General features: G+C 68.1%; 6 protein-coding genes. 4 read left to right on the top strand and 2 right to left on the bottom strand.

Annotated elements, in window-relative coordinates:
* Window positions 1-98: 98 nt before the first annotated feature.
* From FAZ11_RS23365 to fhuB, 4 genes are all read left to right on the top strand, one after another.
* Window positions 99-1,775: a cyclic peptide export ABC transporter gene (locus FAZ11_RS23365; RefSeq protein ID WP_058771994.1), complete on the top strand. Its 1,677-nt coding sequence runs from the start codon at window positions 99-101 to the stop codon at window positions 1,773-1,775.
* Window positions 1,776-1,892: 117 nt separating this feature from the next.
* Window positions 1,893-4,358: a TonB-dependent siderophore receptor gene (locus FAZ11_RS23360; RefSeq protein WP_081319945.1), complete on the top strand. Its 2,466-nt coding sequence runs from the start codon at window positions 1,893-1,895 to the stop codon at window positions 4,356-4,358.
* An 80-nt stretch (window positions 4,359-4,438) separates the two neighbouring features.
* Window positions 4,439-5,332, top strand: coding sequence for an ABC transporter substrate-binding protein (locus tag FAZ11_RS23355; RefSeq protein WP_058771993.1), 894 nt, complete (start codon window positions 4,439-4,441; stop codon window positions 5,330-5,332).
* Complete coding sequence (gene fhuB, locus FAZ11_RS23350) at window positions 5,325-7,319, top strand: Fe(3+)-hydroxamate ABC transporter permease FhuB (protein ID WP_058771992.1); 1,995 nt, start codon at window positions 5,325-5,327, stop codon at window positions 7,317-7,319. Before FAZ11_RS23355 ends, fhuB begins: the two co-directional genes overlap by 8 nt.
* On the opposite strand, the gene FAZ11_RS23345 is transcribed toward fhuB, so the two are convergent.
* A complete protein-coding gene (locus FAZ11_RS23345) occupies window positions 7,274-8,218 on the bottom strand; it encodes an alpha/beta hydrolase (RefSeq protein WP_058761225.1) in 945 nt (314 codons plus the stop codon). The genes fhuB and FAZ11_RS23345 overlap by 46 nt on opposite strands.
* Before the next feature lie 31 nt (window positions 8,219-8,249).
* Window positions 8,250-13,190, bottom strand: a 4,941-nt coding sequence (locus FAZ11_RS23340) for a non-ribosomal peptide synthetase (RefSeq protein ID WP_137283171.1), incomplete at its 5' end; no start/stop codon positions are given.

The raw sequence follows: 13,190 nt of genomic DNA, 5'->3' as shown, positions 1-13,190 counted from the left end.
CCTCGCGACTCCGTTAATTTTTCGCGCGCGCCATTCGTCACCTCCTGAGCCGTCCGTTGAACCAGGTTCCTCCTGGTCCGTCACTACAGGAATTCTTCATGCGCGCAAAACCCTCCACGGCCCTCGTCGAACTCCTGGGGCTGCTGCGGCCGTTCTGGCCGATCCTCCTCCTGTCCGTCCTGCTGGGCATCCTCGGTGGCTTGAGCATTACCGCGCTGCTGGCCACCATCAATCGCAGCCTGCATGCCGAGGGCATGGTGCCAAGCACCCTGCTGCTCGCCTTTGGCGGTTTCTGCCTGCTCGCGCTGGTCGGCTCCATCCTTTCTGACATCGGCACCAACTACGTGGGCCAGCATGTCATCGCCAGGCTCCGCAAGGAGCTGGGCCGCAAGATCATCAGCGCGCCGATGGACCAGCTGGAACGCTATCGGAGCCATCGGTTGATCCCGGTACTTACGCACGACGTGGATACCATCAGCGACTTCGCCTTCGCCTTCGCGCCTTTGGCGGTGTCCTTCACCATCTCGCTCAGCTGCCTGCTGTACATGGCCTTCCTGTCGTGGAGCATGTTCCTGGTCACTGCCGTGGCCATCATCATCGGCAGCGCCATCCAATACTTCGCGCGGAGCCGCGGCATCCGCGGCTTCTTCGCCGCACGCGAGCAGGAAGACGAGTTGCAGAAGCACTACCAGGCACTGATGGAGGGCGCCAAGGAACTACGCATCAACCGTCAGCGGCGGGAGCGCCACTACGATGGTCGACTCAAGGGGACCGCAGACAGGATTTGCTCCATCCAGCTCAGCGCCATCAACCTGTTTGTCATTGCCAAAGGCTTTGGCTCGACGCTCTTTTTCATCGTCATCGGTGTCGCCCTGACCTACGAGTCGCTCTGGCCGAGCACCGACAAAGGCACCTTGAGCGGCTTCATCCTGGTGCTGCTGTACATGAAAGGACCGCTGGAAAGTCTGATCGGTAATCTGCCTATCGTCAGTCGAGCCCAGGTAGCCTTCGGTCGCATCGCGGAGTTGTCCGCAGACTTCTCCACGCCGGAACCGTCGCTCCCGCTCCACGCCGTCGACGCGCCGCCCGCAGACCTACGCCAAGGCATCGAACTACGCGGCCTGGCCTACCGCTATCCCACCGCCGACCAGAGTTCGGGCTTTGCGCTGGGCCCTATCGACCTGCATCTTCGCCAAGGCGAGATCCTCTTCATCGCCGGCGAGAACGGCTGCGGTAAGACCACCTTGATCAAGGTGCTGCTGGGCCTGTACGAGGCCCGCGAGGGCGAGTTGCTGCACGATGGGATAGCGGTTACCGCAGCGAATCGCGATGCCTACCGCCAGCTGTTTACCACGGTATTCACCGATTATTACCTGTTCGATGACGTGCTCCAGGATTCCGCGACCCTTCCCGAGCAAGCCTTGAGCTACTTGGCGCGCCTGGAGATCGGGCACAAGGTGGATATCCGCGAGCAACGCTTTTCCACCACCGATCTTTCCACCGGCCAGCGCAAGCGCCTAGCCCTACTACAGGCCTGGCTCGAAGGGCGTCCGGTCCTGGTGTTCGACGAATGGGCGGCCGACCAAGACCCCGCCTTCCGGCGCATTTTTTACCGAGAGCTGCTCCCCGAATTCCAGCGCCTCGGCAAAACCATCGTGGTCATTTCCCACGATGACCGCTACTTCGATGCGGCTGATCGGGTCCTGCATCTGGAGCAGGGCCGCATCGTCTCCCAGACGGTCAAGGCGCCTGTCGAGCCCAGCCTGTCCGACTGAGTACGCTCTACCGCGCAGGTTTCCTAAAAATTTTCTTCCGGTTTTTCCGGCGTGATGCGTCTTATAAGACGAATAATTCACATTAACGATTGCCGTTTTGCAAGGAGCACTCGCCACATGGGCTTTACACCTCACCTCCCCCGTCCCCATCGGCTCGCCATGACCATCGCCCTGGCCACCCTAGGTGCCCTGAGTGGCAATGCTTGGGCGGTCCAGCTCGATATTCGGCCTCAGCCCCTTGCGCAAGCGCTGACCGACCTAGGACGCCAGGCGAACGTGCAGGTGCTCTTCGATGCCGCCCAGATCCGTGGTCTGCGCGCACCGGCGGTCCGGGGCGATCTGACGCCTCGCCAGGCCCTGGACCGCCTGCTGGGCGGCACGGGGATCCGCTACGAACTCGAAGGTGATCGCGTCACGCTGCTTGCCCGCGCAAGCGCCAGCGCGGCAGGCGACACCACTGCCCTGCCCGCCACCACCATCGCCACCACGACCCAGGACGAGCCCGAGGGCTTTGTCGCCAATAGCAGTCAGGCCGGCAGCAAGACCGGCGCACCGCTGCTGGAAACGCCTCAGTCCATCTCCGTGATCACCCGGCAGCAGATGGATGTCCAGAACGTCCAAAGCGTGACCCAGGCGCTGCGCTACGTACCCGGTGTAAAGACTGAGACCTATGGTGTCGATCCCAAGGGTTACGATTGGCTCTACATCCGCGGCTTCAACGCCCAGAGCACGAGCGACTATCGCGACGGCCTGCGTCAGCTGAACAACAGCTACAGCTTTTTCCGCAGTGAGCCCTACGGATTGGATAGCATAGAGGTGGTGCGCGGCCCGTCCTCCAGCCTGTTCGGTCTGGGCGATGCTGGCGGCATCATCAACCGGGTAAGCAAGCTGCCGACGGCCGCGGGCGTCCATGAGGTGGAGCTGGGCTACGGTAGCCATGATCGCACCCAGGCACGCTTCGATATCGGTGATCGGCTGACTGACGACGGCACCCTGCTCTATCGCGTGGTGGGCCTCGTGCGGAAAAGCGATACCCAATTCGAGTACTCCGATGGTCACGAGGTACCCGACGATCGCTTCTACATCGCGCCCTCCTTTACCTGGGCGCCAGATGACGATACCAGTCTGACCGTACTCGCGGACTTCCTGAAGGACGACAATGGCGGCACCGTGTCCGCCTACACGCCCTATTACCAGCACGTCGACGAAGACGTGCTGCTTGGCGATCATTCGTTCAACCATTCGTACCAGCGCCAGTTCACCCTGGGTTACCGCTTCCGCCATCGCTTCAACGACAACGTCGAATTCCGCCAAAACCTGCGCTATGGCCAGGTGGACTTCGTCCTCAACAATCTGCTCCCCCAGGGTACCGTGGCCGGCGTGGCACCGCTGCTTAGATTGCCAGCAGCCCAGACCTCAGCCTTGGTCAATGGCCCCCTGGCCAACTACGTCGTCCGCCAACCCCGTCGCTTCGACGAGCACCTCAATGCGCTCACCGTAGACAACCAGCTGCAGTTCGACTTCGCTACCGCAAGCCTCCAGCACACCTTGCTGACGGGGATCGACTATGCCCGCACTGAATCCGACGTTAAGCGCTATCAGACGCCGCTGACCACGCCCTACCTCGGCACCCTGCTGCCACTGCTGCTCAATCCGGCCAATCCCGTCTATGGCCTCAACATTGGCCGGCCAAATGCCTTGGCGGTCGATCAAAACCAAACCCAAGACCAGATCGGCTACTACCTCCAGGATCAGATCCATCTGGATGATCACTGGATCATGACCGTCGGCGGTCGCTACGACGAGGTACGCACCAGTACAGCCAACCATCTGACCAGTCGCGATGCCCTGGCGAAGGATCAGGACTTCACCGGTCGGGTCGGCCTGACCTACCTCACCGATTTCGGCCTGGCGCCCTATGTCAGCTATGCCGAATCCTTCGTCCCCAACAGCGGGACCGATATCCGTGGCGCCACCTTCGATCCGAGCAAGGCGCATCAGTGGGAAGCGGGCCTCAAGTACCAGCCCAACGATGGCCTGCTGCTGACCCTGGCCGCCTTCGATATCACCAAGACCAACGTCCTGACCAACCTTTTGGTGAACGGTGTTCCAACCGGCTTCAGCGAGGCCACTGGTGAAGTGCGTTCCAAGGGTATCGAGGCCGAGGCGAAGGCGCGTCTGAACGCCAACTGGGATCTGCTAGCCTCCTACACCTACACGGACACCGACATCACCAAAAGCAATAACGGCGACGAGGGCAACGAGTTTGCCAACGTCCCCAAACACATGGCGTCCGGATGGCTCAACTACACCTTCCGCGACGGCGCTCTACGCGGTTTGAGCCTAGGTGGCGGCCTGCGGTACGTCGGGTCTTTCTATGGCGACAACGCCAATGTCTACAAGATCGACCCCCATACCCTGTTCGATGCGGGCGTGAGCTATCCCATCAACCGCAACGTTACCGTCTCGCTCAACGGGCAAAACCTGGGGAATAAACACTATGTGGGCACCTGCGATGGTACGACTAGCTGTTATCCCGGCGAGACCCGCACCTTGCTCGGCTCGGTCAAATACAGCTGGTAAGCCTTGATCGGCAATCCACAGCCGCCTCACCTCGAAGCCCCTTATGGGGCTTCATCGTCTGCTGCGAGAACCTAGCGTCCATGGCTTTTGCTCGTCGTCAGTTGCTCCAAGCGTTACTCGGGGGCGCGTTGCTCACCAGGCTGCCGCCCCTGCTCGCCGCCAACGCCCAGAGCTCCGGTATCGTCGCCATCAACTGGGCGGCGCTGGAGACCCTGCTGGCGCTGGGCGTAACGCCCCTCGCCGGCTCGGACACCGGTTACTACCGGCGGCGCATGCCGACCTTCGCGCTGCCGCCGCAGGTACAGGACATCGGGCCCTTCTGGGAGCCCAACCTGGAATTGCTGCAGCGCCTGCAGCCGAGCCTGATCCTCACCGACCCGCTGGCGCCGGTGGTGGACCGGGCGCTACACAGCATCGCCCCTACCGAGATCGTCGACCTCTATCCCTCTGCCGACCCCTATGCGCGGGCCAGCGCTCTGCTGCTGGCCCTGGGTACCCGCCTCGACCGGGTCCGCACGGCCCAAGCCTATCTCGCCGGGGTCGACCGGCGCCTGAGCGAGCTGGCCGCGCGTCTGGCCAGTCGCCCACGGCCCGCCGTGCAGGTGGCCTTGGTCAACGCCGACGGCCGCCACGCCACCCTCTATGGGCGTGGCAGCCTGATCCAATCGGTGCTCGACCGCCTGGGCCTGCGCAACGGCTGGCAGGGCCGCAGCAACGCCATGGGCGTGACCCTGGTCGGTATCGAGCGGCTGGCCGAGGCGCCCGACGCCCTGCTGGTGTGCGTGGAGTTGCCAACCCGCCTGGCCGAACTGCAACGCCTGCGCCAGGAAGGGACGCTGTGGCAGGCGCTGCCCGCGGTGCGCGCCGGTCGCGTGCTGACGTTGCCACGCTTCTTTCCCTATGGCGGCGTGGCCTCGGCGCTGTTCCTCGCCGAGCAGCTGACCAGCCATCTCGAAGAGGGCGGGCATGTCTGAACCCCGGCGCTCTTCACCCTGGCCGCTGTTCGCGCTGCTTCTGGCCCTGGCGGCGTTGCTCACGGCCAAGGGGCTCCTGCCGTTGTGGCCGAGTGTCAGCGGCAGCGACCCCGCCGCCAGCCTGCAGGCGGTGCTGCTGCGCGACAGCTTCGCCCCGCGGGTGGTCATGGCCTGGCTAGCCGGCGCCGCCCTGGGCCTGGCCGGGGCGCTGTTCCAGCAAGTGCTGCGCAATCCACTGGCCGAACCTGGCACCCTGGGCGTCTCGGCGGGGGCCAACCTGGCCCTGTCGCTGTGCCTGATCTGGGCTCCAAGCCTGCTTGCCCACGGCCTGGAGGGCGTGGCCCTGGCCGGCGGCGCCCTCGCCACCCTGCTGCTGTTCGCCATCGCCTGGCAACGCACTCTGGTGCCCATGAACTTCATTCTCGCCGGCATGGTGATCAGTCTCTATTGCGGTGCGCTCAACTCGCTGCTGATCCTGTTCAACCATGACTACCTAAGCGATCTGTTTCTCTGGCAGGCCGGCTCCCTGAGCCAGAATGGCTGGGGCGGCGTCACCTATCTGCTGCCGCGCCTGCTCGGTCTGGCGCTGTTGGCAGCGCTCCTGACCCGGCCCCTGGCGACCCTCGGCCTGGCCGACGAGAGCGCCGCCAGCCTGGGAGTGAATCTGGCGCGCACCCGGGTTCTGGCCCTGGCCATCGCGGTGGCCCTCAGCGCCTGCGTGGTCGGCAGCGTCGGCCCGATCGGCTTCATCGGCCTGGCCGCTCCGGCCATCGCCCGCCTCAGCGGAGCCCGCCGCCTGCCCCAGCGGCTGCTCTGGGCGCCACTGTTCGGCGCGGCGCTGCTATGGCTGGTGGACCAGGGCGCGCGCGAACTCTCGGCGCTGGCCGGCGAGGTCCCCGCCGGCCTGCTGACTTCGGTGCTGAGCGTGCCGCTGCTGCTCTGGCTGCTGGGGCGCCAGCCGCGCGCTGCGCGCCTCCGGCCGGTACCGCCGCCACCGGCTCGGGCGGCACGGCGCGTCGCACCCTTGCTGTGGGGTGGCCTGCTGGTGCTGGCCGTGTTGCTGATACCGGCTCTGCTGTTGGGCCGCACGCCGCAGGGCTGGAGCCTCGGCGACAGCAGCCAGGTAGTGCTGCACTGGCGCCTGCCGCGGGTGGCCGGTGCCCTGGCCGCCGGAGCCATGCTGGCGGTGGCCGGCGCCCTGGTGCAGCGTCTCACCGGCAACCCCATGGCCAGCCCGGAGGTGCTCGGGGTGAGTTCCGGGGCCGCCCTGGCGGTGATGCTGCTGTTCCTGCTGGTGGCCACGCCCCAGCCCTACCTACTGCCGGCGGCCCTGCTCGGGGCGCTGCTCGCTCTGGGTGCGCTGTTGGCCATGGGGCGCCGCGATGGCTACGGCAGCGAGCGCATGCTGCTGACCGGCGTCTGCCTGACCACCCTGCTGGGCGCCCTGGGTACCCTGCTGCTGGCCAGTGGCGACCCCCGGGTAACCCAACTGCTCGGCTGGATGACCGGCTCGACCTATGCGGTGGATGGCCCCCGCGCCCTGCTCGCCAACGGGGTCATGCTGCTGGGCCTGGTGCTGGCGCTGGCCCTGGGGCGCCCCCTGGACCTGCTCGCGCTCGGCGCGCCGGCGGCCGCGGCGCTGGGGCTGCGCCTGGGCGCGGCGCGTCTGGCCCTGGTGCTGTGCGCCGCCCTGCTCACGGCCACCGCCACCCTGGTGGTGGGGCCGCTGAGCTTCGTCGGGCTGATCGCGCCCCACCTGGCACGCCAGTTGGGCATCCATCGCGCCCGCCCGCAACTGGCCCTGAGCGCCCTGGCCGGCGCCGGGCTGATGCTGGTGGCCGATTGGCTCGGCCGCAACCTGGCCTATCCCTGGCCGGTCTCGGCTGGCCTGCTGGCCGCCTTCATCGGCTGTCCCTACTTCCTCTGGCTGATGCGCCGGGATCAGAAGCCCGCGCGCGCCGCCAGGAAGGTACCGATCCGCGCATAGTGCTCGGCCACGTCCGGTACCAGACTAGCCAAGCGCAGGAAGTCATGTGTGAGGCCGGGGCAGACCGCCCAGTCGACGGGGGTCCCAGCCGCCAGCAGGTGGTCGACGTAGGCGCGGCCCTCGTCCAGCAGCGGGTCGAACTGCGCCAGGAGCACCAGCGCCGGTGCCAGGCCGTCCGGAACCGATCCGCGCAGCGGCGAGCAGCGCGGATCTGAGCGACGTTCGCGGTCTGGCAGGTACAGGTCGTAGAACCAGTCCAGGGTAGCGCTCTCCAGCAGGTAGCCGTCGGCGAAGAGCACGCGTGACTCGTAGTCGCCGAGGGCGTCGGCGGTGGGATAGCAGAGCACCTGGGCACGCGGCGCTGGACCACCACGGCGGGCGGTCGTGCTGGCGACCAGGCTGGCCAGGGCCGCCCCGGCGCTGTCGCCAGCGACCACCAGGCGCTGCGGATCGAGGCCGAGGTCGGTGGCCTTGGCGACCAACCAGTCCCAGGCATCCAGGGCGTCGTCCACCGGTCCCGGGAAGGGATGCTCGGGAGCGCGGCGATAGCCGACCGCCAGCACGGCGCCGTCGACGGCCACCGCCAGGCGCCGGCAGAGGGCATCGTGGGTCTCCAGATCGCCCACGCAGTAGCCGCCGCCATGGAAATACAGGATGGCGGGTGCCGGGCGCAGGGCCCGGGGCAGGTAGAGACGCGCGGGCAGCGTGGCGCCATCACGCGTCGGCAGGCTCAGGGGCTCATGGGCCAGCACGGGAGCGGCCGGATCGAGTCCCCGGGAGGCCTCGCGGAAGGTTTCGCGGGCCGCATCGATGGTCAGAGCGTGCAACGGCGGTCGGCCCGCCGCGCGGCCCTGGTCGACCAGGTCGAGAAAGGCTTCCAGGTCAGGGTGAAGGTTCATCGCGGATAACTCCCAGAACGGATGAAGGGGTTCAAGCCGGCAGCTCCTGGGCGACCCTGGTCGCCGTTGGCGCCAGGCAGTGCTCCAGCACCGCCAGCAGCTCCTCGCGATAGGCCTGCATCAGGCGCTCCACGGTGCTGTGGCGGAACATGCGGCGGCTGTACAGACAGCGCAGGCGCAGGCGTCCGCCATACACCTGGCCGACGATCTCGAGCCAGTTGCCGAGCGGCGCCTGGGGGCTGTAGACGTCTCCGGCACGCTCGGCCAGGGGCCGGAACGGGGCGTCGCTGGCGAAGCTCTGGTCGAACTGGCCGAGGTAGTTGAAGGTGATGCGGGCCTGGGGCTGGTCGCGCAGTTGCGCCTGCACCTCGGGCGCGCCGAGGTAGCGCAGCACGCCGAAGCCCAGGCCACGGTTGGGGATGGCGGCGAGTTGGTCGCGGATCGCCGGAATGGCCGTCGCCAGGCCGCCCGCCCCCGGGGTCAGGCGTACCGGGAACAGCGAGGTGAACCAACCCAGGGTACGCGACAGATCCAGGTCGCCGAACAGGTCTTCGCGGCCATGGCCCTCCAGGGCGATCAGCACCGATTCGCGGTCCAGCCAGCGGCACAGCACGCGACTCAGGGCGGCGAGCAGCAGGTCGTTGATCTGGGTGCCATGGGCCTGGGGTGCGCGCTTGAGCAGCGCCTGGGTCTGCTCGGCGGACAATTCCAGGCTGACAGTCTCCGCCTCGGCCACGCTGGCGCGACCTCGGGGATTGTCCCGCGGTGGCTCGCCCGCCTCGCCGGCGAGTTGAGCGAGCCAGTAGGGCAATTCCGCCGTCAGCTCGGCCCCTTGGGCCTGGCCGCCCAGGGCCTGCACCCAGTCCCGATAGCTGCTGCTGGGCGCCGGCAGCCGCGGCGTCTCGCCGCGGGCCAGGCCCAGGTAGAGGCGTTGCAGCTCGTCCAACAGGATGCGCCAGGACACCCCGTCCACCCCCAGGTGGTGGATGACCAGTAATAGCCGCTGCTCACGGTCAGCGGCGTCGATCAGTACGGCGCGCAGCAGGCGCCCGCTGGCCAGATCGAGGCTGCGCTGCGCCTGGTTGGCGATGGCCACGGCAGCGTCTTCGTCGGCGGCCTGACGCTGCCAGACCAGCGGTTCCTCGACGATGGTCGGGGCCAATTCGGTCATGCTGCGCTCACGTTGCACCCACTGGCCATTGGCGCGTTCGCGGAACGCCAGGCGCAGGCTGGCATGGCGTTCGAGCAACAGGCGCAGCGCCTGCTCCAGGCAGTCCGCCCGCAATGGCTCGCGACAGGCCAGCAGGACCGCCTGGTTGTAGTGGTCCGGCTCGGCGCGATTGTGCTCGAACAGCCACTGCTGGATCGGTAGCAGACCGAAGTCGACACCTTCAGGGCTCAGGTCGGCACGCGCCGCCTGGGTCTGCTCGGGCTGCCGCGCCAGCAGGCCGGCGATGGTCTGTTGCTGCAGCAGATCGCGCAGGCGCAGCGGCAGCCGCTCGCCGAGGGTCTCGCGAATGCGTGACACCAGTTGCAGACTGAGAATGGAGTCGCCGCCCAGTTCGAAGAAGTTATCGGTGATGCCCACGCGTTCCACCTGCAGTACCTCCTGCCAGAGCGCGGCCAACTGCCGTTCGAGCTCGTTGCGTGGGGCCTGGTAGGCGTCCTGGACCCGTTCGGGCTCCGGCAACGCACGCCGGTCGACCTTGCCGCCGGGGGTCAGCGGCAGGCGTTCGAGCGTCACCAATTGCGCCGGCACCAGGTGCTCGGGCAAGCGCTCGCGCAACCAACCCTTGAGCGCGCCGAGGTCCACCTCGCCCACCACATAGCCCATCAGTTGCCGACTGGAAAGACCGGCGCGGGCGTCCACCACCGCCTCTTGTACCTGCGGGTGCTCCAGCAGGCAGGCTTCGATCTCGCCCAGCTCGACCCGGAAGCCGCGGATCTTCACCTGGTGGTCCAGGCGGCCGACGTAGTCGATCAGCCCGTCCTCCCGGCCCCGCACCAGGTCGCCGGTGCGATAGAGACGCCCGCCCGGGGTGAAGGGATCGGCGACGAAGCGCTCGGCGGTGGCTGCCGGGCGGCCCAGGTAGCCCCGGGCCAGGCCGCGGCCGCCGATGTAGAGCTCCCCGGCCACGCCCAGGGGCACCGGCTCCAGGGCTTCGTCGAGGATGTACAGCCGGCGTTCGCCCACCGCCTGACCGATGGGGGCATAGGCCGCCCCGCAGGCGTCGTCTGGCGCGGCTTTCCACAACAGCGGCGTGACCACGGTTTCGGTGGGTCCATAGCCGTTGACCAGGTGCGCGGCACCGAGCACCCGCTGCGCCTCGCGGAAGCTGGCCTCGGGCACCGCCTCGCCGCCGAAGCAGTAGATGCGCATGGGCGGCGGATTGCCGCTGCGGGCTACCCGCGCCACCAGTTGCTGCAGGTAGACCGGCGGGAAGGCGGCCACGTCGATCGCTTCCTCGGCCAGTACCTCGAGGGTGCGTTCGGGCGTCCACAGCTCTTCGCCACGGATGAACAGCCGACCGCCGTGCATCAGCGGGGCGATCCAACGCTCGTGAGCCCCATCGAAGGCGAAGGACATGAACAGCAGCTCATGGGTACGTTCGTCGAGGGCATAGCGCTGGCCGATGGCGCGGCCATGCATGGCCAGGGCACCATGGGCCACGGCCACCCCCTTGGGCCGGCCGGTGGAACCGGAGGTATAGATGACGTAGGCCAGGTGCTCGGGACTCAGTTGCGGCGCCACCGGGCACGGCGAGCAGGTCGCCAGGTCCAGGAGGTCGAGGCAGACGCGCGGCGTACCGGCCACCTCCGGCAGGCGCTCGACCAGGGTGCTTTCGGTCAGCAACAGCGCGGCGCCGGCGTCTTCCAGCTGATAGCTCAGGCGTTCGGCCGGGTAGCTGGCGTCCAACGGCACATAGGCACCGCCGGCACGCCAGATGGCCAGCAGCGCCACCGGCCAATCGACGCCTCGGCGCAACGCCACCGCCACCCGGGATTCCGCACCGACGCCCTGCCCCTGCAACCAGCTCGCCAGCCGGCCGCTGCGCTCGTCCAGCTCGCCCCAGCTCAGGCGTCGCTCGGGATCGCCCAGTACCGGCACCGCCGGCCGGCGGCGCGCCTGGGCCAGGATCGCCTGGGGCGCCAGGCTGGTCGCCGAGTCGCGCCAGGGCTCGCCTTGCAGCCGCGCCAAGGCGGCCTGCTCGCCGGCGCCAAGGGCTTCGATCTCGCCCAGGGGGCGCTCGGCCGCCGTGGCCAGGGCGAACAGCAGGTGCTCCAGATTGGCACGGATGCGCTCCACCGCCGCCGCGGCGAAATGGCTGCGCAGGTACTGGTATTCGATCTCCAGGGTCTCACCCAGGCGTACGGCCAGGTCCATGGGCACGCTGGTCTCATCCTTGACCTGCAGGGGGCCGAAGCCTAACCCGGCCCCGGTGCGCTGGCGCAGGGCCACGTCCACCGGGTAGTTCTCGAACACGATGATGCTATCGAACAGGGCCTGTCCCCCCTGCCCGGCCCAGCGCTGGATGTCGTACAGCGGGCTGTGTTCGAAGTCGCGCAGGCGGGCGTTCTCCTGCTGCAGCTCGCGCAGCCAGTCGCCCACGCGGCGGTTTTCGTCCACCACCTGGGCCACCGGCAGGGTATTGATGAACAGGCCGAGCACCTCTTCCAGGCCCGGCAGCTCGGCCGGACGGCCGGCCACGGTGCTGCCGAAGATCACCCGGGAGCGGCCGGTGTAGCGTCGCAACAGCAGCAGCCAGGCGCCCTGGATCAGGGTGTTGAGGGTGATGCGCTCGGCCCGGGCGAAGCGTTGCAGCGCCTGGGTCGCCTGGGCGTCCAGGCGGGTGAAGGTCAAGCCGTGGCCCGTGCCGCCGAGCGGTCGCGGCAGGCTCTCGGCCAGCAGGGTCGGCGTGGTACCGGCCAGGCGCTGCTGCCAGAAGGCCTGGGCGGCGGCCGCATCCTGGCGCGCCAGCCAGGCCAGGTAGTCGGCATAGCGGCCGGTCACCTCCGGCAAGGCCTCGCCGGCATAGGCCTGGAGTACCTCGCTGATCAGGCGGGCGGCGCTCCAGCCATCCAGCAGCAGGTGATGGCTGGTCCAGATCAGTTGCTGGCGGTCCTCGTCCAGGCGCACCAGGGTCAGGCGCTGCAGCGGCGGCCGGCCCAGGTCGAACGGCCGGCCGCGGTCTTCGGCGGCGAGGGCGGCCAGGTCCGGGGCGTGGCGACGACCATCGATCTCGCGCAGCGCCAACCGCGCCTGGCGGCGGACCACCTGGAGGGGATCGCGCAGACCTTCCCAGACGAAGGCCGTGCGCAGGACCGCGTGGCGCGCCACCACGGCCTGCCAGGCGGCGGCGAAGCGGGCGTTGTCGAGGCCCTGGACGCAGACGCTGAGCTGGTTGACATAGAGCCCCGCCGTCGGTTCGTCGAGGACATGGAACAGCATGCCGCGCTGCATGGGCGACAGCGGATAGGCATCGTCCAGGGCGGCCGCGTCCAGGTCCGCCGGCAGCGGCTCCGTCAACAAGGCGAAGCGCTGGGCCGGCGCGGCCGCCGGAGTCTCTTGCGGCAAGGTGGCGGCCGCGGCCAGGGCGGCGAGTGTCGGCAGTTCGAAGACCTGACGCGGCGCGATTTCCAGTCCGGCCTGGCGGGCCTGGTTGACCAGTTGCAGGGACAGGATGGAATCTCCCCCCAGTTCGAAGAAGTTGTCGTCCAGGCCAACCCGCTCGACGCCCAGCAGCCGCTGCCAGAGCGGTGCCAGGGTGCGCTCCGCGGCGCTGGCCGGGGCCCGATAGGGCCTGAGACTCTGGCTCGGATCAGGCTCCGGCAGGGCCTTGCGATCCAGCTTGCCGTTGGCCGACAGCGGCATGGCCGCCAGCACCAGCAACTGCGCCGGCACCATGAAGTCCGGCAGTGCTTCGCGCAGCCAGCCGCGCAGCTCGTCGACCGCGACCGCGCCAGTGACGTA

This window comes from Pseudomonas rhizoryzae (genome assembly GCF_005250615.1).
GTDB classification, from domain to species: Bacteria; Pseudomonadota; Gammaproteobacteria; order Pseudomonadales; family Pseudomonadaceae; genus Chryseomonas; species Chryseomonas rhizoryzae.
Note: the sequence above shows the minus strand (reverse complement) of the source record. Positions and strands in the feature narration are given on the sequence as shown.

Excerpts from the sequence above, each read along its gene's own strand:
- FAZ11_RS23365 (WP_058771994.1), top strand. The coding sequence starts at position 99 with ATGCGCGCAAAACCCTCCACGGCCCTCGTCGAACTCCTGGGGCTGCTG.
- FAZ11_RS23360 (WP_081319945.1), top strand. The coding sequence starts at position 1,893 with ATGGGCTTTACACCTCACCTCCCCCGTCCCCATCGGCTCGCCATGACC.
- FAZ11_RS23355 (WP_058771993.1), top strand. The coding sequence starts at position 4,439 with ATGGCTTTTGCTCGTCGTCAGTTGCTCCAAGCGTTACTCGGGGGCGCG.
- fhuB (WP_058771992.1), top strand. The coding sequence starts at position 5,325 with ATGTCTGAACCCCGGCGCTCTTCACCCTGGCCGCTGTTCGCGCTGCTT.
- FAZ11_RS23345 (WP_058761225.1), bottom strand. The coding sequence starts at position 8,218 with ATGAACCTTCACCCTGACCTGGAAGCCTTTCTCGACCTGGTCGACCAG.